General features: G+C 38.8%; 19 protein-coding genes. 15 read left to right on the forward strand and 4 right to left on the reverse strand.

What is annotated here, in order from left to right; genetic code table 11:
• The 3 genes from KTR06_RS11005 to KTR06_RS11015 form a co-directional block, all read right to left on the reverse strand.
• Positions 1-1,173, reverse strand: coding sequence for a glycosyltransferase (locus KTR06_RS11005; protein WP_004314830.1), 1,173 nt, complete (start codon positions 1,171-1,173; stop codon positions 1-3).
• A 56-nt stretch (positions 1,174-1,229) separates the two neighbouring features.
• Entirely contained in the window at positions 1,230-2,255 is a 1,026-nt protein-coding gene (locus KTR06_RS11010) for an AI-2E family transporter (RefSeq protein ID WP_009039911.1), read from the reverse strand.
• A 300-nt stretch (positions 2,256-2,555) separates the two neighbouring features.
• Complete coding sequence (locus KTR06_RS11015; protein WP_004314827.1) at positions 2,556-3,182, reverse strand: hypothetical protein; 627 nt, start codon at positions 3,180-3,182, stop codon at positions 2,556-2,558.
• A 414-nt stretch (positions 3,183-3,596) separates the two neighbouring features.
• On the opposite strand from KTR06_RS11015, the gene KTR06_RS11020 reads away from it, so the two are divergent.
• The 15 genes from KTR06_RS11020 (at position 3,597) to KTR06_RS11090 (ending at position 25,385) form a co-directional block, all read left to right on the forward strand.
• A complete protein-coding gene (locus KTR06_RS11020; protein WP_004314826.1) occupies positions 3,597-4,349 on the forward strand; it encodes a FadR/GntR family transcriptional regulator in 753 nt (250 codons plus the stop codon).
• Between the two features lie 47 nt (positions 4,350-4,396).
• Entirely contained in the window at positions 4,397-5,413 is a 1,017-nt protein-coding gene (locus tag KTR06_RS11025; RefSeq protein ID WP_212134839.1) for a hypothetical protein, read from the forward strand.
• A gap of 36 nt (positions 5,414-5,449) precedes the next feature.
• A complete protein-coding gene (locus KTR06_RS11030; protein WP_212134841.1) occupies positions 5,450-6,361 on the forward strand; it encodes a dihydrodipicolinate synthase family protein in 912 nt (303 codons plus the stop codon).
• A 116-nt stretch (positions 6,362-6,477) separates the two neighbouring features.
• On the forward strand, positions 6,478-8,118 hold the full coding sequence (locus KTR06_RS11035) for a sialidase family protein (RefSeq protein WP_211146321.1): 1,641 nt from the start codon (positions 6,478-6,480) through the stop codon (positions 8,116-8,118).
• A gap of 6 nt (positions 8,119-8,124) precedes the next feature.
• Positions 8,125-9,357 carry an MFS transporter gene (locus KTR06_RS11040; RefSeq protein WP_008025676.1) on the forward strand — a complete coding sequence of 411 codons (1,233 nt, stop codon included), beginning with the start codon at positions 8,125-8,127 and terminating at the stop codon, positions 9,355-9,357.
• Positions 9,358-9,382: 25 nt separating this feature from the next.
• Positions 9,383-12,667: a TonB-dependent receptor gene (locus KTR06_RS11045; RefSeq protein ID WP_049702456.1), complete on the forward strand. Its 3,285-nt coding sequence runs from the start codon at positions 9,383-9,385 to the stop codon at positions 12,665-12,667.
• A gap of 19 nt (positions 12,668-12,686) precedes the next feature.
• Positions 12,687-14,141: a RagB/SusD family nutrient uptake outer membrane protein gene (locus KTR06_RS11050; protein ID WP_004314820.1), complete on the forward strand. Its 1,455-nt coding sequence runs from the start codon at positions 12,687-12,689 to the stop codon at positions 14,139-14,141.
• Positions 14,128-15,288, forward strand: coding sequence for an exo-alpha-sialidase (locus tag KTR06_RS11055; RefSeq protein WP_004314819.1), 1,161 nt, complete (start codon positions 14,128-14,130; stop codon positions 15,286-15,288). The genes KTR06_RS11050 and KTR06_RS11055 overlap by 14 nt, the downstream gene beginning before the upstream one ends.
• Before the next feature lie 18 nt (positions 15,289-15,306).
• On the forward strand, positions 15,307-16,878 hold the full coding sequence (locus tag KTR06_RS11060; protein ID WP_004314818.1) for a PKD domain-containing protein: 1,572 nt from the start codon (positions 15,307-15,309) through the stop codon (positions 16,876-16,878).
• A 67-nt stretch (positions 16,879-16,945) separates the two neighbouring features.
• A complete protein-coding gene (locus KTR06_RS11065) occupies positions 16,946-19,030 on the forward strand; it encodes a glycoside hydrolase family 3 C-terminal domain-containing protein (RefSeq protein ID WP_004314817.1) in 2,085 nt (694 codons plus the stop codon).
• A 193-nt stretch (positions 19,031-19,223) separates the two neighbouring features.
• Complete coding sequence (locus KTR06_RS11070) at positions 19,224-19,766, forward strand: hypothetical protein (RefSeq protein WP_032812111.1); 543 nt, start codon at positions 19,224-19,226, stop codon at positions 19,764-19,766.
• A 182-nt stretch (positions 19,767-19,948) separates the two neighbouring features.
• The gene (locus KTR06_RS11075) at positions 19,949-22,426 is read left to right on the forward strand and encodes a TonB-dependent receptor (protein ID WP_217290350.1); all 2,478 of its coding nucleotides are present in this window, start codon (positions 19,949-19,951) and stop codon (positions 22,424-22,426) included.
• Between the two features lie 192 nt (positions 22,427-22,618).
• Positions 22,619-23,566 carry a histidine kinase gene (locus KTR06_RS11080; RefSeq protein WP_317196095.1) on the forward strand — a complete coding sequence of 316 codons (948 nt, stop codon included), beginning with the start codon at positions 22,619-22,621 and terminating at the stop codon, positions 23,564-23,566.
• Complete coding sequence (locus tag KTR06_RS11085) at positions 23,563-24,672, forward strand: sensor histidine kinase (protein ID WP_217290351.1); 1,110 nt, start codon at positions 23,563-23,565, stop codon at positions 24,670-24,672. Before KTR06_RS11080 ends, KTR06_RS11085 begins: the two co-directional genes overlap by 4 nt.
• Positions 24,669-25,385 (forward strand): LytTR family DNA-binding domain-containing protein, encoded by a 717-nt coding sequence (locus KTR06_RS11090; RefSeq protein ID WP_009039899.1) that lies wholly within the window; start codon positions 24,669-24,671, stop codon positions 25,383-25,385. The genes KTR06_RS11085 and KTR06_RS11090 overlap by 4 nt, the downstream gene beginning before the upstream one ends.
• A 187-nt stretch (positions 25,386-25,572) precedes the next feature.
• Here the strand turns inward: KTR06_RS11090 and trxA are convergent, their stop codons facing one another.
• Positions 25,573-26,070 carry a thioredoxin gene (gene trxA / locus KTR06_RS11095; RefSeq protein ID WP_008025658.1) on the reverse strand — a complete coding sequence of 166 codons (498 nt, stop codon included), beginning with the start codon at positions 26,068-26,070 and terminating at the stop codon, positions 25,573-25,575.
• Positions 26,071-26,346: the final 276 nt, after the last annotated feature.

Raw genomic sequence — 26,346 nt, forward strand, 5'->3', positions numbered from 1 at the left:
TCATCTTCTCATGAAATCTCCTTTTCCTCGAAAGAATCGGCAAATCTTGAAATTCAGCGACTGTATAGGTTGGAGAAGGTCGAATAGCGGTAATGAGAAATAGTATTTCCGGTTTCCTCCCATTTCTTTGGCTGTTTGGTTAATAACGACAATTTGCATGATGAAGCGTAGTAACCAGATTAACAGTGCGATGCCTGCGACTAACCAATGAGAATTGAGGACGCCGGATGCGATGCCTGCTATACAGGAAACATAGAATAACAGACGGGAGAAAGTCTCAAATCCCAAAAGGTATCGTTGTATTCCCTGATAATATCTTGCGGTCGCCATATAGCTTATTTTTTCCTCTTTCCATTCTTTGTATCGGTACACAGGATTTATCCGTGTGGTGGCGTTGATGTCTGTTTCGACGCGGGTATTTGAAGGAGTTGCCAACTGGTTGATGAATAGGTCATCCTCTCCACGTTGCAGGTTCAGGTATTTGGAGAATCCTTTCTGTTGGAAAAACAACTCTTTCCGGTAAGCTAAGTTACGTCCGATACCCATATATGGTTTTCCGGCTAAAGCGAATCCCAGATAACGCAAGGATTGGAAGAGGGTATCAAATGCGGTACGTTTGTGCAACCATCCTTTTGTACGGTCATAGCCGCTATATCCCAATACGATTTGAGTCTGCGGAGTAAAGTTGCGTGCCATTAACTTTAACCACTGGTTACTTGCCGGCATACAGTTTGTTTCTGTAAATACCAGCCAATCATGTTTACTGGCTTTGATGCCTAATGTCAGGGCCAGTTTTTTATGACTGATATAACGTGCGCTTTCAGGGGTAAAACTATGGTAAAGATGAGGATATTTTTCTTCCATCATTCCCAGTATATCCTCGGTTTCATCTGTGGAAGCATCGTTGATGACAATCACCTCGAATTGCGGATAATCCTGTTCCAGAATGGCTGGCAGGATTTTACGCAGGTTTTCAGCCTCATTGCGTGCGCAGAGAATTACGGAAAGTGGAGGCAGTTCTCGTGAAAAATGTACCTCTTCTTTGCGTACAGCCTTATTATGGGCATGTATCCGATTGTACAGACCAAAATAATAGATGAGCTGAATGATAAAAAGAATGCCTGCCGCTGATAAAAGAATCAGTTCGACAGTATTGAATGTAAATGTTTCCATCAAATTTTAGTGTCGTTTTTACAACGGCAAAAGTACACAATTTTTCGGTAGTTCCGTCATCTCGACGGGAGGTTATTTCGTAAGTCCAGATATTCTTTTTTAAACATATCTACAAAAAGGAAGAATAACGCAAGCAACAACGGACCGAAGATCACTCCCATAAACCCAAATAACGGCAGACCGATGACTACCCCGAAAATAGTGATAAGTGGATGAGTATCTGCCATTTTCTTTTGAAGAATAAACCGAATCAGGTTATCTGACTGTGATACGACGATGGCTCCGTATGCGGCAATCCCGATGGCGTTGAACCAGTCTCCGCTTATAGCCAGATAAGCGGCTACGGGAAACCATACCAGTGCGGTGCCTACCATCGGAATAATGGTTGCAAAGCAGGTCAGAAATCCCAGCATCAATATGTTGGGTGCTCCGAAAAGGAGATAACCGATCATGGCTACTCCTCCCTGAATGATAGCCAGCAAGGGAATACCGATGGCATTGGAACGAACAATCATATTGATTTCGTGGATTACTTCTTGAGTATTGGTCTCGTTAAATGGCAGAATATCGTTGACGTATGCTTCCATTTTTTTTCCTCCAATCAACATGAAATAAAGTACAAAGATCATGACGAACAGGTTGATGGCGAGACTGCTGATACTCTCCATTATGATTTGTCCGATACGGGGAAGTATGGAGACAATGAATGTCAATGTATCTTTTCCTAATACATCATATCCTGTTTTCTCTTTGATAAATTCGGCTACTTGTTGGATCGGTGCGATATACGTTTGTGGGTCCAGATTGATATCTTGTAGTTTATTTACTACCATCCAGACGGTCAGTCCCAAAGGAATAAGGAAGACAAAAATAGTTTCTGCGGTAATCAGTAAAGCACTTAGGCTACGTTTTAGCTTTCGTTTTTCTACCAGATATCTCATCTGTCCGCGTACAAGAATATAAATAGTGAGTGCTCCCAATAATCCTCCCAGGAATGGAGTGATTTGTCGGAAGATGATGATCCCCATAAATAGGATGATGACGATGAGGGAATATTTCCAGTATTGTTCTTTGGTGCTCATATCATGTGAAATTCGTTTATATAATGAACAATTAAGGTATAGGAAAGGTTTGTTTTATGGTGAGATAACGAAATGAAAACAGTTTGGTTTCATTGAGCGGATATTCGTTAATATCCAATTGATTTATGTTAAATGTTAACGGATTGGTTGTTTCTATTAAACCATGTTATAAGATACACTGCTTTGACCTGAAAATTTGGAGATAACCGAAAAGCTCGTATCTTTGTAGTGTGTTTTTCATAGTATTAGATTTAAGGTTAACAAAGATTGGCTGTCTGGGATAGATAGCCTTTTTTTATGTTATATATTCTGCTCTGTTTGACTATCCTCTTGGTTTTTCACAAAAAGCATTTGATTCCCACGTCCCACTTTACAGATTATGCCTTCTTTGGCAAACCGCTTTAAATCCTCTAATGCTTTATTTTTCAGTCGTCCGGTCAGTTCGGTATATGTGGTGCGTGTGATGAATCCATATCGGTTGACGTGTTCAAGTAGTCTTCTTTTCAGTTCTTCGTCATCCAGTTGGCTTGAAGCTTGGAAAAATAGTTTTTGAGCCCGTTCCAGTTTACCCGTTGCTTTCTTCTTGAATGTTTTGGAAGCAAGGAAATTCACTCCGTTGAATTGAATGGAAGGTGAACGCAGGTCTTTTTTATCTTTCACCAGTCGGGATTTTATCTTTCCGGAAAAATAACCGAACTCACCTACTTCTACCCGGTAGCCTTGTCCTATGTATTCTCCCACGAGGTCTACAAGTTCCATCAGTGTACCTTCTACCACTCCCGGCTTGTATCCGGTGCGGGCAACGAGTTGTTTCAATAGTTGTTTGGTGTTGATAGTGCCGTTAAATACAATGCTGGGGTACAACACATCCTTTTCTCCCTCTTTTGTAGTGAGAGCCGGTTTCTTCTTAAAGTCGTAATATGCCATTATTCTGATAATTAAATATATTCTCTGTATTCTTTATTGTTTTTTACTGTAGCTTTTATGAAACTGCTTAGTATAATTTTGCTCGTCCTGTTATAGGGTGTCTATTGTCCTGTTATAAAAAACTATTTGTTTTCCTATAAGAAAATAATTGTTTTGTTGTAAAGGGATAATGAAAATTATGCAGTAAAGGTATTTGTTTTATGTGAGGCGGACAAGTAATTGATGCAATGTTTGGGAATAATCTTCTAATGTGTTGAACAAGTAAACGTTTCTTGTCCTGTGCCGAAAATTATGTTTTTCAGCATAAGTGAGTGTTTTTCTATACTAATATTATTGTATTCTAAAAAAAATCCCTTAATATTGCATTTGTATTATTTGTCAGACAAATAATACAAATCATAAAATTCTAATAATATGAAGATAGAAATTAATCAAACAACATTAATCGATCAGGTGGAAGACAGTCTGCTTACTTACTTTAAAAAGAATGACTTAAGGCGTGGAGATTCAATTCCCAATGAGAATAATCTGGCTGCAGAATTAGGAGTTGCAAGGAGTGTTGTCAGAGAAGCATTGAGTCGTTTGAAAATGATGGGGCTGATTCATGCACGTCCTCGCAAAGGAATGGTTCTGACTGAACCTTCTATTTTAGGAGGGATGAAAAGAGTGATAGATCCTCGTGTTTTGAGTGAAGAAACTATTTTAGATCTGTTGGATTTCAGAATTGCACTTGAAATAGGAATATCAAGCGATATTTTCCGTAAGATAACTCCTAAAGACATCGAAGAATTAAGCGAGATAGTGAAAATGGGAATTGTTTTTGAGAATAATGAATACGCATTAATCAGTGAATCGGCTTTTCATACGAAACTATATAAAATCACTGGAAATAAAATAATATCCGAATTTCAGGAAATCATTCATCCTATACTTGTCTATGTGAAAGAAAAATTCAAAGATTATTTGAAACCTATAAATATAGAAATGAGTAAAAGTGGTAAAATAGCTACTCATGCTGATTTACTGGATTTTATAAAAAAAGGGGATGAAAAAGGATACCGGGATGCCATCGAAAGACATTTTGAGGTTTATAAGATTTTCAAGGTCAATCGGAGTCAGGAGTTGATGGCAGAAAAAGAAAGTAGTGAAAAGGTAGAAGGGATATGAAAAGACTACATTTCATCATTTTATGTTTATCCTTAATAATATTGTTTATGAATACATCTTGTTTGAGAAAAAATGAAAAGAGGATAGAGGTACAATGGGAGAACTCATTGCTGCTTCCAGGATGCGCCGGCATGCCGGAGAACGTCGGATTAGCAGGTGCATATTCCGGGATAGTGGAAGGAAATTTGCTTGTGCTGGGCGGAGCTAATTTCCCGGATAAGTATCCTTGGGAAGGAGGTACGAAAACTTGGTGGTCTACTTTATATAGCTATGATTTACAAACGGGAAAATGGACTGTTTATGATGATTTTCTCGATCGCCCGCTTGCTTATGGAGTTTCAATAAGTCTGCCGGAAGGATTGTTGTGTATTGGAGGGTGTGATCGTACGCAGTGTAGTGATAACGTTTTCCTGATAAAGAAAGAAGAAGATTCATTTGTGATAGACTCTGTCAGTTATCCATCTTTGCCAGTTCCGTTGGCGAATGCAACGGGAGCAATGGGTGATAACTGTATTTATATTGCTGGGGGGCAAGAGACTATGGTAAATGAACAGTCGACTCATCATTTTTACATGCTCGATTTGATGCATAAAGAAAGAGGATGGCAAGAAATGCCGGATTGGAATGGTCCTTCTCTTTCCTATGCAGTAGGCGTGGCTCAAGGGGAACTATTTTATCTTTTCAGCGGAAGAAGTTATGCTCCGGATGAGGCGATGGTAGAACATACGGAGGGGTACGTATTTGAGCCAGGCATTGGAAAATGGAGTAAAATGATCGGTTCTTTTCCTGTAATGGCGGGGACTGGTATACCATACGGGGAGGATAAGATTCTGCTATTTGGGGGAGTGGAAGAGATTCTTCCTACATCTTCCGAGCATCCGGGATTCAGCCGCAAGTTACGAGTAGTCAGTACAAGTACGAATTCTCTGGTAGATTCGCTCGAATGTCCTTATCGCATTCCGGTTACTACGAATGTTGTTTCTGCCGGGAATCAGGTATTTATCGTAAGTGGTGAGGTACAGCCGGGAATACGGACGCCATTTATTCTAAAAGGAAGTTTCTAGAAATAAAATGAAATATCAAATCTAATTAAATGCATTATGAACAATTATGAAAGACTGGAAGGGATGGTTGCGGCCACCTTCACCCCAATGGATGAAAATGGGGATGTAAATTTATCTGTTATTGAAAAATATGCTGATTGGATCGCATCAACTCCTATTAAAGGGGTGTTTGTGTGCGGTACGACTGGTGAATTCTCTTCGCTGACGATTGATGAACGTAAATTAATTCTTGAAAAATGGGTTGCTTCGGCTGGTAAGCGGTTCAAAGTGATTGCCCATGTAGGTTCAAACTGTCAGCGGAGTGCTATGGAACTGGCATGTCATGCGGAAAAAGCAGGAGCCGATGCCATTGCTTCAATAGCTCCGTCTTTTTTCAAGCCGGGAACGGTAGATGAGTTGATCGATTTTTTTGCTCCGGTTTGTAGGTCTGCCAGTGGACTGCCTTTCTATTACTATAATATGCCGTCGATCACAGGGGTTAATTTGCCGGTAGATAGATTTTTGGTAGAGGGTAAGAAGAAAATACCAAACTTGGTAGGTACTAAATTTACTCATAATAACCTGATGGAGATGGGGGCTTGCATCGATTTGGAGCAGCATAAGTTTGAAGTTCTGCATGGCTTTGACGAGATTCTGATTGCAGGTTTATCAATGGGAGCTGTGGCAGGCGTAGGAAGTACATATAATTATATCCCCAATGTTTACCATACCATTTTTGAATCAATGAAGCAAAATGATGTGGAAACAGCACGTGCCTGGCAAATGAAATCTATACGTACAGTGGAAGTTATCATTAAATATGGTGGAGGCGTACGTGGAGGTAAAGCTATCATGAAATTAATAGGTATTGATTGCGGCAGTTGTCGTTTACCGATTAAACCTTTTTCAGTTGAGGAGTATGACAAATTAAAAGGTGATTTGGATGCAATAAATTTCTTCGATTTTTAGATATAAAAAGAGGAGATGACAGTAAAAGTATATTGCTGGGGTTTAGCTATTTTACTTTCTGTCATTCCCCTCAAATCTAGTTAAATGCGTTCAAAATTACCTAAAATAAAAATACTATGAAAGTAAGAAGGGAAATATTAATCATATTTTCAATGATTTTATTATTGGTATTGCCAGCCACGTCTTTGGGTAAAGAAATAAAATGGGTGCTGGAACGACCGGTAATTCCTGTGTTGGTGAAGAAACCGGCAAGTCCTGTATTAAAGGTTACTCTAATCAGGGCAGACAATCAACCTTACACCATTCAGCAAATAGATTTAGATTTATTAGGGAGTACAGATGTGGCAGATGTTGTTTCTGTTGCTATATATGGTACACAAGAAAATGGACTGATAGATACATCCCGTTTGCTATATAAAGCGCTTCCCGCTACACGTAAAATATCATTTACTGATAAAGTACAGGTAAATCAGGATTCTTTGTCTTTTTGGGTAGCCGTGACGTTGAAAGATACGGTTTCATTGGATCATCGTATTCAGCTTAACTGTAACCGGATTAAAACGACTAAAGGCAATCTGAAAATCTCGGAAAAAGGAAGTAAACCTTTGCGGGTAGGAGTAGCGGTACGGCAGAAAGGACAGGATGGGTGTGTTTCGTCACGTATTCCGGGATTGGCTACCAGCAATCAAGGAACTTTGTTAGCCATTTTTGATGCCCGTTATGACTACTCTCGTGATTTGCAAGGAAATATAGACATTGCTCTTCATCGGAGTACGGATCAGGGATTGACCTGGCAACCTGTTCAGACTGTATTAGATATGGGAGAATGGGGCGGCTTGCCGCAGAAATACAATGGAGTGAGCGATGCTTGTATTCTAGTCGATAAAAATACAGGTGACATTTATGTAGCCGGATTGTGGATGCATGGCCTGCTGGATAAAGATGGCAAGTGGATAGAAGGATTGAATGAAAGTAGCACGGTCTGGACACACCAATGGAAAGGAAAAGGCTCCCAACCCGGAACAGGACTAAAAGAAACCTGCCAGTTTATGATAGCGAAAAGTACGGATGACGGTCTTAGCTGGAGTTTTCCGGATAATATAACCGCAAAGACGAAGCATCCTGAATGGTGGCTGTTTGCACCGGCACCGGGACAAGGGATTACGTTGAAGGATGGTACGTTGGTATTTCCCACACAAGGACGTGATGAAAAGGGACTTCCTTTCTCAAATATTACGTATAGTAAAGATCACGGAAAGACGTGGGTGACCAGCAACTCTGCATATCAGGATGTAACGGAATGTAGTGTCGTACAATTGAATGATGGTGCCCTGATGTTGAACATGCGCGACAACCGGAACAGAGGACATAAAGAGGTGAACGGTCGGAGAATTTGTACGACTACCGATTTGGGAGCGAGTTGGAAGGAACATCCTACTTCAAGAAAGGCACTGGTGGAACCTACCTGTATGGCAAGCCTGCACCGACATGAATATATAGAAGAAGGAAAAAAGAAAAGCATGCTTCTCTTTGTAAATCCGAATGATTATGGGAAAAGGGATAAACTGACTTTGAAAGTGAGTTTTGATGATGGAATGACCTGGCCGAAGGAACATTGGATTCTTTTCGACCAATATCGCAGTGCCGGATATTCCTGCATTACGTCCATAGATGAAAATTCAATAGGCATATTATATGAGAGCAGTCAGTCGGATTTAGCTTTTATAAAAATCGATTTAACGGAGATTTTAAAGTAAACAGGCATGAATAATAAAACTTCAAATATATATCCCTGGGTAGTAGTCGGACTATTGTGGGGTGTTGCTTTGCTGAATTATATGGACAGGCAAATGCTTTCCACTATGCGAATTCCGATGATGGAGGATGTCCGGGAATTGGAATCGGCTGCCAATTTTGGTCGTTTGATGGCTGTCTTCCTGTGGGTATACGGACTGATGAGTCCTTTGTCGGGTATCATCGGTGACCGTGTGAACCGTAAATGGTTGATTGTAGGTAGTCTGTGTGTATGGTCGGGAGTTACTTATCTGATGGGCTATGCCACCACTTTCAATCAACTCTATTGGTTGCGTGGGATTATGGGAGTTAGTGAAGCACTGTATTTACCTGCTGCTTTGTCTCTGATTGCCGATTTTCACAAAGATAAAACTCGTTCGCTGGCTGTGGGAATACATATGACGGGATTATATGTAGGACAGGCTATCGGTGGGTTCGGAGCTACTTTTGCAGCAATCTATTCCTGGCATACCACGTTTCATTGGTTTGGCATTATAGGTGTAGGTTATGGTATTATTCTGGCATTTTTCCTACGTGATAAAGAGAGAGGAAATGTCTCGGAGAATCAGAAGATGAAAAAGATTCCGGTATTGAAGAGCTTGGGAATGTTATTCTCTAATGTCTTCTTCTGGGTTATCTTATTTTATTTCTGTGTGCCGGGTACTCCGGGATGGGCGGCAAAGAATTGGTTACCAACTCTTTTTTCTGATAGCTTGTCTATTGATATTTCAGTAGCAGGTCCTATGTCTACCATTTCTATAGCCTTATCTTCACTCTTCGGAGTATTGGCAGGTGGATACATCTCGGATCGATGGGTATTAAAAAATGTACGTGGAAGAGTTTATACCGGTGCGTTGGGTTTGGGGCTTATCATACCTTCCCTGCTGTTTATCGGATATGGTCATTCTATTTTTGCATTGGTCATGGGAGCGGTGTTATTCGGAATAGGTTTTGGTATGTTTGATGCAAATAATATGCCTATTCTTTGTCAGTTTGTATCTGCACGTTACAGGGCAACCGCTTATGGTATTATGAATATGTGTGGTGTATTTGCCGGAGCTGCTATTACTAGCCTTTTAGGCGAATCAATGGATGCCGGACACCTGGGACGTGATTTTGCACTGCTTGCTATATTGGTACTGGCTATGCTGGTTATTCTGGTCACTTGTCTGCGACCTAAAACAATTGATATGAAAGATTAATTTTCAAATTTTAATTTTATATTTTATGAAAAACTCAATAAAGCATACGAATAAAATATTATCGGTGTTATTTGCTTTTTTATTTATTTCCCTAAATATTCAAGCAGATGATATCAGTTCTAAAGAAATTAAAGTTTCTGGTATAGTACAGGATCAAACTGGGGTAGAATTGCCCGGAGTTTCAATTTCTGTAAAAGGAGTAGATAAAGGTACCATTACCAATGCGTCCGGTGAATTCTCAATTATGGTTTCTCCTGACGCTACTCTTATTGTTTCTTTTGTAGGAATGGAAACAAAAGAAATTGCAGTCAAAGGGCGTAGAAATATTGTCATTGTTTTGAAAGAGAGTTCTGTATTGCTTGATGAAGTTGTAGCTATAGGCTATGGAAAACAATCAAGGGCATTAATAACCAATTCTATTTCTAAGATAAATAAGGAAGAATTCCAGAAGGCACCCGGACAGAATCCATTATTACAGTTACAAGGAAAAGTGCCTGGTCTGTCTTTACAGATTTCTAGTGGGCAGCCTGGAGCTGATCCTCAATTATTTATTCGTGGAGGAAGTTCAACTTCGCCGGAAAGTGATACACCTTTAATAATTATTGATGGTATAATATCACAAGGTTTTAGAAATATATCAGATATGAATCCGGCAGATATAGAATCTATAGAGGTCTTGAAAGATGCTGCTTCTACTGCTATCTATGGTTCCAGAGCAGCCAATGGTATTATTCTTGTCAAGACTAAATCCGGTCAGAAAGGGAAACCTGTTGTGAGTCTGCGATACACATACGGAGTGGAACAACAACCTCAGCGAATCCCATTATTGAATGCACGGGATTATATAACATTATCTCGTTCGAATATTGCCAAATTTAATCAGGCAGACTTAACTTATAATGGAAAAGAAGATCAGGCTAAATTTTTGAGCGGTTCATTTGGTATGTCAACCGGAAATCCTAGAAATTCAAAGAATACGCTTGAGTTTTTGGATGTTTATCTTCAAAAGTATGGTCAAGGTTACGTCAGTAACTTGTTGGAAAACGAAGGATGGCAGACAATGGCAGATCCTGTTACAGGTAAACAACTTATTTTTCAGGATAATGACTTTCAGAAAGCCACCTTTACAACTGGGCAGAAGCATGAAATAGATTTGAGCATTAGTGGAGGGACGGAAGCTATTAACTATTATGTAGGATTAAGATATTTGAATCAGGATGGTATTCTTCGAGGTACGAATTATAAGAATTACAGCGTTTTGTTTAATGGAAACTATAAATTGAGTGAAGCATGGAGTCTGTCTACTAAAGCTAGTTTGCAGGTGAGAGATGCTGTAGGAGGTGGAAATACAGTTAATACCATATCACGAAGCATATTGACTCCACCAACTTACCGCTTGTATTATGAAGATGGAACTCCGGCTCCGGGTGAAGGAATTTCTTCTTTCAGAAGCAGATTGCATGAAATTTATTATAAGACTAACTATGATGATACCAATGTATATAGGACAACTTTCCAATTAGGTGCAATTTGGAATATTCTGCCTGGCTTGATATTAAAGCCTACAGCCTATTATTTCGGTACGGAAGGTATAGAAAATTATTTTCAGGCAGATAATGAAACAACCGGAAATACAATTCGTCCGGCTTCTGCCAAACATAATTTTGACAGGCATTTGCAGGGAGATTTAGTGCTCTCGTATGATAAGAAAGTGAAAGATCATAATATTGGAGTCGTAGCAGGTGCCAGCTATACTCATGATTATAGTTATAGGCTTTCTGCAAGTGGCAGTGGTTCTTCCATAGATTTAATTCCGACATTAAATGCAACGGCAGATAGTACTCAGCGGGCAAGTTCAACTAAAACAATGGAAGCCACTTTGAGTTATTTCGGACGTGTAAATTATGATTATAATGGCAAATATCTTTTCTCTATTAGTATGCGTGCCGATGGTTCTTCGCGATTTGCGGAAGATAATAAATGGGGATTTTTCCCGGGAGTATCTGCTGGGTGGAATATGCATCGGGAAAACTTCTATAAACCATTGGAAGCTATCGTTAGTCGTTGGAAATGGCGTGCTAGTTGGGGGCGCACAGGTAACAACAATTTGAGTGTGGCTAATTCGAGAGGAGAATATAAGATTACAGATACCAACTATCAGGGCTCTGTCGGTATATTAAATACAACATTGAAAAATTCGCAGTTGCGCTGGGAAACAACAGAATCCTATGACATCGGGGTTGATTTGGGCTTTTTCAATAATAGATTAGGACTGTTAATCGACTATTACAACAAACTGACATTTGACAGATTGTATGATGAACCTTTATGGAGTTCTACCGGATTTAGTTCCATTAAGAGTAACTATGGATCTGTTAGAAACTCAGGAGTAGAGATTGAGTTGAATGCTACTCCTATTCAAACTAAAGATTTCTCATGGGATTTAGGGTTGACATTTGCTTATAACAAAGGAGTGGTAGTAGACTTACCGGATAATGGAGAAGAAAAGCATCGTGTAGGAGGAAACTTTGTTTATGATCCTGCAACTGGAGGGACAAAAAAAGTGGGTGGTATTGCCGAAGGTGAGAGATTTGGCGGAAGATGGGCTTTTCATTACTTGGGAACATATCAGACTGAAGAAGAAGCGGCCAAGGCACCTAATGACCCGAACGCACAAGGAAGAAAGAAACATGCGGGAGATGCAATATTTGAAGATGTAAATAATGATGGACAATTGGACTCTAAAGACATGATTTTCATGGGATATGTTCGTCCCGATAAAGTCGGAGGAATTATTAATACATTGAAATACAAAGGACTAACCGTGCGAATCGTTATGGACTGGGCTATGGGGCATGTAATAGACAATGGCTTCAAAGGACAGATAATGGGTAGCTCACGTAATAATAATAATGCCATCAAAGAGGCAATGACCAATTCTTGGCAGAGTGCGAATGATGGAAGCAAATATCCTAAATATACTGTTCAGAGTGACTATGATTATCAATATAGAAATCATATGAGATGGGATAATCAGATCGGAAGCTCTGCAAGTGGTAGTACTAATAATAGCTTGTATTTTAGCAAGGGAGATTACCTGGCATTCAGGGAAGTGTCTTTAAGTTATATGTTGCCATTATCTTGGATTAGAAAGATGAGACTCAGTGCTGTGGAAGTTTTTGCAGGAGCGTATAATATTGGTTATATAAAAAAATATGATGGCATGTTCCCTGAAATATATACTGGTGTTGACTATGGTATTTATCCGAGACCCAGACAATATAACATGGGAGTAAAAATTAATTTCTAATTAAATAAGACTCATAATTATGAAACAATTTAAATCAATACTATTAGGCATTTCTTTATTCTTGTTACATTCGTGTAACTTACTGGATGTAGATACTGTTTCAAGCATTACCGGAGATGGATACTGGAATACAAAAGGCGATGTAGAAAGTTATATGATCGGTATTTATACCAAATTGCGCGATACATCGAATTCTACTCTTCATTTTGAAGACAGAGGAGATGCCTTTACAACAGGGCTGGAAGGTGGCCCTTCTAATTTATGGGCGCAAAACCTCACATCGCAAAATGGTTATAGCTGGTCAAGCTATTACTCTGTAATACAACATTGTAATATGTTACTGAAGTATACTCCCGGAATAGATTTTGGTGTAGAGGCTGATAAAAACAGATTATTGGCAGAGGCGTATTGTATCAGAGGGTATATGTATTTCTGTATTGCCCGGATATGGGGGGATGCCCCTTTGGAACTGGAACCGACAGAAAGTTCAAATAAGCCTAAGTTAGCAAGAGAACCCGCGGAGGAAGTTTTGGCACGTGCTCTAAGTGATGTAAATACGGCAATTGATCTTTTTCCGGAAGAAAGTTATGCAAATGGAAAAGGAAGGGCATCGAAGCCGGCATGCTATGCATTGAAAGCCGATATTTTGCTATGGAAAGCAAAAGTGATGAATGGATCGGAACAAGATTTGAAAGATGTCATAACTTATGCGGATTTGGCAAGTAAAGGACTTTCACTGGAAGATAACTTTGCAGATATTTATGGAACTAAATATGGGAAAGAAGTGATATGGACTATCCATTTCGAAATTTATGAAAAGGAAGCTCAGTATAGTCAGAGTCTGAAACCAAGAGATGTTTTTGTAGAAAAGGCGGTCAATAAGGATGAAATTCCTTATGCTAAAGGAGGAGCTCGCAGCACTTATGCACCAAGTCCGTTTTTGATAGGTCTTTTTAATGCAAATCCGGCAGATATCAGAACCAAAGACTCTTATATCACTGCAAAGGATGCGGACGGAAATGAAATAGGGACTTTTGATAATAAGATGAAGGGAACAAAAACAGAAGGAGATCGCACCTATGACTCAGATATAGTTATATATCGGCTTGCAGAGATGTATTTATTTAAAGCAGAAGCTTATGCGGCGTTAAATCAAACACCACAGGCTATTATTGAACTGAATAGAGTCAGAGACCGTGCCAAGATTGGAACTTATAATGGAAGTACCAATAAAATAGCAGTGGAGAAAGAAATTCTGAACGAGCGTGCAAGAGAGTTATATCTTGAGAGAAAAAGATGGCCCGATCTTCTTAGATTTCATTATGGTGGAACGATTGATGTTTATCAGGAGGTCCCGAACTTAAAGAAAAAAGTCGATGATAATATTATCATTCCATTATATCTTGCAATCCCATTGAGCGATATAAATATCAATCCTAATTTAAAACAAACTCAAGGATATGAAAACCTATAAGATTATTACATGCGTATTTCTTTTTACAAGTATGTTTACACAGGCTTGTCAAAAAGATGATGAGACACAAGGAAACCCAACTCCTGTTCCACCGGAAGAAGAAGTGCCTTCGTCCGAATTCAACTATATTTATAATCAAGGGACGGATGGTTTTGAACTCTATCGAATACCTGCTATTGTTAAAAGTAAAAGCAATACTTTATTAGCTTTTGCTGAAGCTAGAAAAGCTCGAAGTAATGGAGATAGCGGAGATATAGATCTTGTAGTCAAACGTTCGTCGGATAATGGAAAAACATGGAGTAAACAGATTACGATATGGAATGATGGACAAAACACTTGTGGAAATCCCGTGCCTATTGTTGACGACAGAGGTAGAATACATCTGCTTATGACTTGGAATTTCCAGACTGATAAATGGGGGGCAATAACCAATGGTACCGGAGAAGACAGCCGACGTCCGTACTATACATATTCTGATGATGACGGCATTACTTGGGCGCAACCAGTTGAAATAACTTCTTCTGTAAAAAAAGAAAAATGGGATTGGTATGCTACCGGTCCGTGCCATGGTATTCAGATTCAAAAGGGAATACATAAAGGAAGATTAGTTGCTCCAAACTATTTTACAACTCGGGAGAGTGGAAAGGTCACGAGTTATTCTCATATCATTTATTCTGATGATTACGGAAAAACATGGAAACCAGGAGAACCTACTCCTGTCGGTGGTGTTGGAGAATGTTCTGTAGCCGAGATAGGAGAGGGAACGTTAATGTTGAATATGAGAGCAGATGAAGGCTTTTATCGGAAAAGTTGTACTAGCATAGATGGAGGACTTACTTGGTCTTCACCTCAAATTAGCATTGATCAAATAGACTGTAAGTGTCAGGGTAGTATATTATCAATAGGAGGAGCTGTTTTTCTTTCGAATGCTGCTTCCGCTACGGAACGTATTAATATGACTATCAAAAAAAGTACGGATAATGGGAAAAACTGGAAGGGACAATATACAGTTTATGAAGGTAACTCTGGTTACTCTGATATAGTTGAGCTCTCTGATTCACAGATTGCTATTATCTATGAGGGAGGAGAAAAACGATATACGGATGGGCTGGCATTTAAAGTTGTTAGCATAAAATCAATACAATGAATTTAATACATTACTGATATGAAAAGAAAAACTATATATTTATTACAGTGTATTGTTGTGATATTGTTATTGGCTTGTTCTGAAGATGATTTGCAGTCCTTGCAAGCTGCTTTCGAATCAGATCTTCAGGAAGTCACAATCGGAGAAAGTATTACTTTCAAAGACATATCTACTGGTGAACCTTCTAAATGGAATTGGCGGTTCGAAGGTGGAGAACCAGAAACCTCAATCTTATTTAGTCCTAATGTTGTATATAATAAGCCTGGAGTTTATTCGGTTACCTTGTCGGTCGGACGCGGAGAAGAAGCAAACGAAATGGTGAAGGAACAATATATTACTGTTAACTATCCGTCGCAGATAACTGTTGACTTCTCTGCAGATAAAACTACTGCTACAAATGAAGATGTTATTTCTTTTAAAGATTTGTCCAAAGGCTATCCGAATGAGTGGTTATGGAGTTTCACACCTAAAGAAGGTGGAGCAGTTATCACTTCAACAGAACAAAATCCACAAATGACACTTTCTCCGGGAATCTATACTATTAAATTGACAGCTAAGAATCCCAAAGCGTCTTCGGACAAAGTAAGAGAGGATTATATTACTGTTATTGATAAAAATGCGATTGCCGCTGATTTTGGTGCACAATGCCGGAATACTTATGCCGGGGGATATATTAACTTCTTGGATAAGACATTAGGAACGGTTGAAGAATGGGAATGGACATTTGAAGGAGGTACTCCAGCCAGTTCTGTAGAACAAAATCCTGTAGTGCAATATAATAATCCAGGAAAATACAAAGTGACGTTGAAAGCTAAAAACTCAGTAAATAGCTCTACGAAAGAGAAAGAAGGTTATGTATATGTTGTTTCTGCAGAAAAGTTAGTATTGTATTTGCCATTCGATGGTGATAATAAAGATGCAGGTCCAAATCAATTGAATCCTGAGGAACTTACGGCAGGAGCTGGTTCCAGTGTATATAATTCTCAGGCGCGCTTTTCCGGAGAAAGTGCTGAATGTCGATTTGCAGCACACTTCCAAGGCGACAAGCAAAATTATTCAATTTTGTCTATTCCTGAAGAAGGATTGAAGAATCATTATACGGATAGTGAATTTACAGTTGCATTTTGGGTGAAGGTTTCAAATATGACAGCTAAGAATGCAGTCTTTCATCAAGGTGTGGGACCTGGTGCTACTTATACCGATCCTGTGCCCAGACAAAGTTGGTTTAGACTTGATACCAGTGGTAAAACTGTTGTTTTCTGTGTAGAATACAAGGGAAAAGCAGGAAACTGGGCTGAATATGAAGGTAAACGAATGGATGACGGTGAGTGGCATCACTATGTATGTATTTATAAGAAAGTGGATGGAAAAAGAGATAGTTATTTGTATATAGATGGGCAGAAAGTTATTGAAAAGAAAGGGGTTGTTGACAAGGTGGTAGATAATTGGCCATACTATATTGGTTGTAACTATCGATTTACTAATGGAGAATTTGCACCTGAGAACTTCTTGAATGGTTATCTGGATGATTTTATTTTGTATAACAGAATATTGTCAGAAGAAGAAATACAAGATTTATACAATAACTAAAAACTAATTGTGGAACTTCTCTTTTAATCAGTAAAAGAGAAGTTCCACATTCAATTAATATCAGAATATGAAAAAACTTTTTCTATTGATTTTCATGCTTGTAAATTGCATTGGTTTATATGCACAACAGGTAATGGAGACAAGTGAAGCATACAAGAAGGCGGATGAATTATTAAAGAAGCTGACAATTGAGGAAAAAGCGCTCATGGTCAGGGGCTATAATAAGTTTTTTATCAAAGGTTTTGAAGAAAAAGGAATACTTCCTGTTTATTTGTCGGATGCGACACAAGGGGTTAATATCCGGAATAATTTGCCTGATCCTAACGTTGTAAAGCAACTGGAACGTTCAACAGCTTTTCCTTCTCCCATTTTGCTAGCCTCAACATTTTCACCGGAGTTATCTTACCAATATGCTAAAGCTATTGGAGAAGAATGTAGAGCTGGAGGAATTGAGGTTTTGTTAGGTCCCGGATTAAATATCTATCGACAGTCTCAATGTGCCAGAAATTTTGAATATTTTGGAGAAGATCCCTATTTGGTATCTCAAATGGTCAGTCAATATGTGACCGGACTTCAAAGTACGGGTACAGCGGCATGTTTAAAGCATTTCTACGGGAATAATACTGAATTTTATCGTAAACGGAGTAATTCCATTATCGGAGAACGTGCTATGAATGAAATCTATTTGCCGGGTTTTAAAGCTGGGATAGATGCAGGAGCTATGTCTGTAATGACTTCTTATAATCAGATCGATGGCGAATGGGCAGGACAAAGTTCGTATGTAATAAAGAAGATTCTTAGAGAAAAGCTGGGATTTAAATGGTTGGTTATGAGTGACTGGAATTCTGTGTGGGATTTGGAAAAGGTTATTAAATCAGGTCAAAATCTGGAAATGCCGGGTTCATATAATTTTGGAGTATCAGTATTGGATTTATATCATGAAAAGAAAATAACAGAGAAGGATTTAGACGATATGATACGGCCCACTTTGGCTACTTGTGTTGCCATGGGATTTTATAGCAGGCCTAAGTATGACACGACTTTGTTAAGTAAATATCCTGAACATGAGCAGACTGCGAGGCGAGTTGCAGAAGAAGGTGTGGTATTACTTAAAAACAGGAATGAAATTTTACCGCTTGATCCTACAAAAAATAGAAAAATATTATTAACCGGTAAATTTGTATATGAAATACCTCGTGGCTATGGTGCGGCAGAAGTGATAGGGTATAATAATGTAAGTCTGATTGATGCTTTGCAGAAAGTCTTTGGGCGAACTGTATATTATATTGAAAAGCCTACTGTGGCAGAGATAAAAGAGGCTGATGTTGTTTTATTGAGTATGGGTACACGGGATAAAGAAGCCGTAGAACGTCCGTTTGCTTTACCTAGGGAAGACGAATCATTTATGCGCTATATCACTAAAAATAATCCTAACACTATTGCTATTATCAATACTGGGTCTGCGATTGATATGTCAGCATGGAACGAACAATTAGCAGCTTTGATTTATGGTTGGTATGGAGGACAATCTGGATTTGAAGCACTTACTGATATTATTATCGGAAAAGTAAATCCATCAGGAAAATTACCGATGACTATAGAAAGGTCATTTAAAGATTCACCGGCATGGGGATATTTGCCACAAGGGGCATCACTCTATAATGAGCTTAAAAATGAGCATCTTATTAATGTGTATGATGTTAATTATAAGGAAGATGTATTAGTTGGATATAGGTGGTATGATACAAAGAAGATAGAACCGCTTTATCCTTTTGGATATGGACTATCCTATACAACATTTGCTTTGACAAAACCACGATTATCATCTAACAAGATGAATGATAAACAGACTATAAAATGTTCTGTTACTCTTACGAATACAGGTAAGTGTGAAGGAGCTGAGGTGGTACAATTATATATCAAAGAGAACCAGCCAAGTGTATTACGTCCCGAAAAAGAACTAAAAAGATTTGAGAAAGTATCCTTGAAACCTGGGGAAAATCGAATCCTTGAGTTTATAATAACTTCCAAGGATTTAGCTTTTTGGGATGATCAGACACATAGTTGGAAAACAAATACTGGACAATATACAATTTTTCTAGGAACATCCTCCAGGCATATAAATCAAACTCTTTCTTTTATAAAAGAATAGGAATACTTTTAGGGCTACTTTGTGGATGCCGATGATAGAATTTGCCTTTAAGCATAAGTTAATAAAACTACAGTCTGATAATGATTTAGATTGTAGTTTTTTTGATAATATCTCATTCATTTATTATTTAATGGTGGAATTGTCTTATTTATTTGGCCAATTCTGTATATTTGCAGACATATATTACAATATCATGAAAATTATATTTATTAATGCACTTCGTATCCTGATGATTCTCGTGATTATTATTTCATGTGGAGTTGCCTATGTAGTATACGAAGATACATTAGCTGCCTGGTGGATACCTGTTGGAGTGGCACTTATAATAGTGATAGCAACAATTCCTTTCTATAAAGGATGGATTTGGCTGACAACAATGGATAATAAAGTAATTAATTGTTGTTGCCATTTGGTTTGTGTCGGTGCTATCAGTTGTGTATTGTTTCTTGGGGGGAATTACTGGTTTGCCGATTCTGCTTCCACGCATGAAGAGAAAGTCATGGTACAGAAAAAATATGTGGAAACACACAAGAAAACCCGTAGAGTCGGCAGACACCGTTATGTGTCGGATGGTGTTCGTAAAGAATATTATTTGCAGGTAGCTTTTGAAAATGGGAATGTAGAAACATTGCATGTATCTCCTTCTACTTATAATAAGACAAAGACAGGTCGGCCGAAGATTCTGACTTTGCAAAAGGGCTTATTTGGGTTGCCTGTAATTACCAAAGGACTTTAATGAAAGTCACACCACCTTTAGAATGGGTTATATATCCTTTAAAAGCGATATTCTTCTTTTCTTTTATTTTTCATCTTGCTAATTTTGCATTTAGTCTACAAATGGGACGCGTTCGTCTCATTTGAAAAATTAGTGCTGATCTCTGCCTTATCTTCGTGACGAAATTAAAACGGAATAAAATCATGAAGATGAATAAAACTAGATTATTAGAGAAAATATCTATTCAGTCGGGCGTCTCTTTAGATGAGTGTGGGACAGTGCTCAAAACTTTTGAAAAAGTTCTAAGTGAAGAACTTTCCCGGAAAATATATCGTTATGGCGGATGGATCCTATTATTGACCGCTTTATTTGTGTCTGTAACAGTATTCAGCCAGACAACAGGACGGAAAGGACGTCCGGTGCAGACCATCCGTGGGATTGTTATAGATGGAGACTCGAAGTTTCCGATACCGTATGCAACAGTAAAGCTATCTGAAAAAGAGGGGGCGGGTACGATAACAGACAGTCTTGGTCGTTTCAGTATACCGCAGGTTCCTGTCGGCCGACATACCGTAGAAGCTGCGTTTATGGGATATGAACCGGGCATTTTCAGAGAAATACTGGTGACCTCCGCCAAGGAAATATATTTGGAAATACCTTTGAAAGAAAGCGTGAACGAATTAAACGAAGTGATAATTCGTGCGCGGACGAACAAGGAAGAAGCAATGAATAAGATGGCTACTACCGGAGCACGTATGTTGAGTGTAGAAGAAGCGAGCCGTTATGCAGGTGGATTTGATGATCCCGCACGTTTGGTTTCTGCTTTCGCCGGAGTGGCTCCCAGCGTTTCTTCCAATGGAATTTCTATTCATGGCAATGCCCCACATCTGTTGCAATGGAGACTGGAGGATGTCGAAATTCCTAATCCGAATCACTTTGCAGACATCGCTACATTGGGTGGAGGAATCCTTTCCTCTCTAAGTTCACAAGTGCTTGGAAACTCTGATTTTTTCACAGGAGCATTTCCTGCCGAATATGGAAATGCCGTATCCGGAGTCTTTGACATGAAATTGCGTAACGGCAACAACCAAAAGAACGAAAATACCATTCAGGTGGGAATTATGGGAATCGACGTCGCTTCCGAAGGCCCTTTGAGCAAGAAACATAAAGCATCGTATATTTTCAATTACCGTTATTCTACAACCGGACTTCTGAATCTTGAAGGAGGAACGATGGATTATCAGGACCTGAACCTCAAACTCAACTTTCCGACACGGAAAGCCGGAACGTTCTCTGTTTGGGGAACGAGCCTGATTGATAAGTTCACTAGTGATTTTGAAAAGAACACAGAGAAATGGGATTATTGGGGCGACCGCAGTGAATCAAGAGACAAGCAATATATGGCAGCCGGAGGTGTCAGCCATCGTTATTTCTTTAATAATGACGCATCATTGAAGACCACGATAGCCGCTACCTATTCGCAACTCGACGGAGGAGCAACCTTGTTCAACCATTCGATGGAGTCTACTCCTTATATGGATCTTGATTCAAAATATACCAACCTGATATTTACCACTACCTTTAATCGTAAATTAAGTAACCGTTTTACGAACAAGACAGGATTCACTTATACCAATATGTTCTACAAAATGGATCTTTCCATTGCTCCTTATGAAGCCGAACCACTGGAAATTGTATCTCAAGGAAAAGGTAATACAAGTCTGATTTCAGCCTACAATAGTTCATCGGTGGGATTAACAGAGCGTTGGACCCTTAATGCCGGAATCTATGGACAGCTTCTGACTCTGAACAATAAATGGTCTGTAGAACCACGGGTTGGCCTGAAGTGGCAAGCTACTCCAAAAGCAACCTTTGCGTTGGCTTATGGAATGTACAGTCGCATGGAAAAGATGGATGTATATTTTGTTAAAACGAAAAGTACAGGCGATCAATCCGTCAATAAAGATCTTGATTTTACAAAAGCACAGCACATTATGTTATCATTCGGTTACAAGATTTCTGATCGCATGAATCTGAAGATAGAACCATATATCCAGTTTTTGCATGATGTCCCAGTAATGGCGGATAGTTCTTACTCCGTACTTAACCGTTCTGATTTTTATGTGGAAGATGCGTTGGTCAATAAAGGAAGAGGACGCAATGTGGGAATAGACATTACCTTCGAACGTTTTTTGGAGAAAGGACTTTATTATATGATTTCGGGTTCCTGGTTTGATTCCCGTTACCGGGGTGGGGACGGTGTGTGGTATAACACGAAGTTTAACCGTAATTATGTGATAAACGGACTCATCGGTAAAGAATGGATGTTGGGAAGAAATAAACAGAATATACTTAGTGTCAACCTGAAACTAACCTTGCAAGGTGGTGATCGATATTCTCCGATTGACTTGGAGGCAACGATGAATCATCCGGATAAAGAAGTGCAATATGACGAAACGAAAGCTTTCTCAAAACAATATTCTCCTATGTTGATTGGTAATTATACTGTCAGTTATCGTATCAACAAGAGAAAAGTATCACATGAATTTGCAGTGAAAGGACTTAACTTTACGGGTGCTAAAGAACATTACGGTCATGAATATAATGTGAAAACTGGAAAAATAGATGTCAGCGACAATTCTACGATATTGACGAATGTGAGTTATAAACTTGAATTTTAGAGATACGGTATAGAGTCTAACCGGAAAAATGTTTTATCTTCGTCCCCAATAAAGCGTATGACAACTGAAACACTTGCAACAGGTAGTGAATCTACCTTTTTATATCGATTTCTCGTTAGTCCGGACTTACGATGGATGCGGTATTTGGTACTTATCCTGGTGCTGGGGACGATCTCTTTCAATTAGGTCTTTATTATCTTTTTGGATTATAAGGATATATTGGGCGGATGGATTTACACATTTACCTTTCTTTACCTGCTCACTTATGTAGCGGTTATCTACTTGAATCTTTTCCAACTCTTTCCGAAATATTTGTTGAAGAGACATTATCTGACTTATTTGTCATTGCTTTCTACTGCGATGATCGTAGCTCTGTTGATACAGATGTCAATAGAATACATGGCATATTCCTATTGGCCGGAACTCCATGCGCGAGGTTCTTATTTTTCGATGCACATGGTAGTGGACTATATTTCTTCTTTTATGTTATCTACGCTGTGTATGATAGGAGGTACGATGACAGTTCTTCTGAAAGAGTGGATGATTAACAACCGGCGTGTTTCACAAATGGAGAAAGCCCATGTCGTTTCTGAAGTGGAACGGTTAAAAGAACAGATCAGCCCTGAACTTCTTTTTAAAATATTGCATCAATCGGGAGAATTAACGTTGAGTGAGCCGGAAACAGCCTCAAAGATGTTGATGAAGTTAAGCCAACTTCTCCGCTATCAGTTGTATGATTGCAATAGGGCCAAAGTCTTGCTTAGTAGCGAAATTACATTTCTTACTAATTACCTGACATTGGAACAGACCTCCCGACCACAATTTTACTATGAATTTACTTCCGAAGGCGAAGTGAACAGAATGTTGGTACCACCTTTGCTTTTCATCCCTTTTGTACAATATATAGTCAAAGCAATAGACGAGCAACAGATACAGCCTCCTGTTTCATTGAAAACTCATTTGAAAGCGGAAAAGGGTACGATTATTTTCGCTTGCGCTTGTCCTGAAGTAAATCTCTTGTCGTCCGATAAAGGGCTGGAAAGAATCAGACAAAGATTGGATATTTTGTATGGAAGCCGTTACAGATTATCATTGGCTGTCGGCAGTATATGGCTGGAACTGAAAGGAGGTGAGTCATGAGTATGGATACCAATCATGGTAATGACTTCAATAAAAATACCACTGACAGAAACATGAATGATAAAAGTGTCACTGCATTTCTATTGAGTCCCCGTTATCGGATATACAGGCATTTGCTGCTGCAATTGGTTGTTGTTTTGATAACAATCAACGTCCTTTGGTATGAGCCTTTACAAACAGTCTCCTTTGGGAGGCGACTGGGCGGATGTCTGGCATATTTTGCTTCTATGAATATGGTGATATATATAAACCTGTATGTATTGGTTCCTTATTTCCTGTTGAAGAATCGTTGGGGTAGTTATGTGTTGATGGCAGTCATTACAAATATAGCAGTCATTACTTTTCTTTCAGTTACCCAAGGTTTGCTTTTTGAAGTGATTCTGCCCGGAAAAGATCCCAATGGCTTTGCCACTTTTATCAATGCTTTTTCGGGCATACTGACCATCGGCTTTGTCATGGCAGGCTCTGCGGCTATTTCATTGTTCATGCATTGGCTACGCTACAACCTGCGTATTGATGAACTGGAATCCACGACTTTACAGTCGGAACTGAAGTTTCTTAAAAATCAGATTAATCCGCATTTTCTTTTTAATATGCTGAATAATGCCAATGTCCTGATAAAGAGAAATCCGGAAGAAGCATCCAAAGTACTTTTCAAATTAGAGGATTTATTGCGCTATCAGATAAATGACAGTTCGCGAGAAAGAGTCTCGTTAGCATCGGATATCCGTTTCTTAAATGATTATCTGAATCTGGAAAAGATCCGTCGTGATAATTTTCAGTTTACGATGGAGGAACATGGAGAGACAGATTCCATTTGGATTCAGCCGTTATTGTTTATTCCTTTTGTGGAGAATGCGGTAAAGCATAGTTTTGACAGCGAGCATCCTTCGTATGTGCACGTTTCGTTTAAGGTTGATAATGATAGATTAGAGTTTCGATGCGAGAATTCCACACCGGAAGTTGCCATTAGTAAAGGTAAAGTCGGAGGGATAGGACTCGTGAATATTCAACGCAGATTGGGGCTGTTGTATCCCGGTCGGTATGAGCTGAAGCAGATAGAGAATGAAAATAAGTATACTGTAATTTTAAGTATAACATTATGAATTGTATTATTGTAGACGATGAACCATTGGCACGTGAAGCCATGAAGCTATTGATAGAAGAATCGAGTAACCTTCAATTAATCGGGAGTTTTAATAGTGCGTCCACTGCTTCCGATTTCATGGAGCAACATGTGACTGATTTGGTTTTTCTTGACATTCAGATGCCAGGGATTACAGGAATTGAGTTTGCACGTACGATTTCAAAGAAAACACTGGTTATTTTCACTACAGCCTATACAGAGTATGCACTGGACAGTTACGAAGTGGATGCGATAGATTATTTGATTAAGCCTGTTGAAGCGGAGCGTTTTCAAAAAGCTGTGGATAAGGCTTTGTCTTACCATTCTTTGTTACTGAAAGAAGAGAAAGAAGCCATAGAAACGGTGGTTACTGCCGACTATTTTTTTGTGAAAGCAGAACGCCGGTATTTCAAAGTCAACTTCTCCGATATTCTCTTCATTGAAGGATTGAAAGATTACGTTATAATCCAACTTAGCGATCAACGTATTATCACCCGTATGAGTTTGAAAGCCATATTCGATTTGTTACCCAAATCAACTTTTCTGCGGGTGAATAAGTCATATATTGTCAATACCGGTCACATCGAATCATTTGACAATAATGATATATTCATAAAATCGTATGAAATAGCTATCGGTAATAGTTACCGCGACGATTTCTTTGAGGGGTTTGTGATGAAACAAAGAGTGTGAGATCGTGATGTAGTATTATTCAATGTTTCTGCATTTTTTCAATTTGAAATATAAATAAGAAGATAAAGTGAAGTGCGAATATATGCAAATATGTTTGTTCTTATCATTTGGCATATATAAACAGCCCTCTATCCATCTTCTAAAGACGAATAGAGGGCAGTTGTCATGACGAGAAAAAAGTCGAAGTCTATTGCTTTGCTTCGTTATTTTGTTTCAGAAGAAATTCATCAATTGCTTTTTTAAGCTGGTCTTTAGGCATAGCTCCCTGCATGATTCTCGGTTCCTCTTTCATCGGAATCATCAATAGGGTAGGGATGCTGCGGATACCGAATGCCGCTGCCAGATCTTGTTCTTTGTCCACATCAATCTGATAGATGTCTACTTTGCCACTATATTCTTTGCTAAGTTCTTCCAGAATCGGGTGCATCACTTTGCAGGGACCGCACCAGGTAGCATAGAAATCTACGATGGCAGGACGGCTGCCTTCAAACTTCCAATCGTTCGGATTGGCTTCATAGTTATATACCTTCTTTAAAAAATCTGCTTTATTTAATGCTACTACTTCCATTTTATTGTCCTCCTTTGTTGGTTCATTGCTTTTTTTATTTTCTCCGCTGTTTCCCGCGCAAGCTGTGGCTGCCAGTGTCAAGACGAAGACACTTAATAAGCTTTTTATCCGTTTCATATATTATTTTTCTTTTTGTTTTTATCTGATGCAAAGATAGACGATATAAAGGGACCATAAAATAGCAATTTGACAGAAACTCTTGGCAAAACTTCCCTCGGATAGTTATTGAACACTAAAATTTGTCTATTAATCTTTGGAAGATATAAAAATAAGCACTACTTTTGCCGCGATAAAATGAGTATTCACCCTTTAAAATTGATGGAAAGGGTATTAATTATGTTGGAGTTATAATATTTTCAAATTAGGACTAAGTTGTCTCGTCGGGAGGATGAG

Source organism: Bacteroides sp. MSK.20.12 (genome assembly GCF_019052435.1).
In the GTDB taxonomy this organism is placed as follows: domain Bacteria; phylum Bacteroidota; class Bacteroidia; order Bacteroidales; family Bacteroidaceae; genus Bacteroides; species Bacteroides xylanisolvens.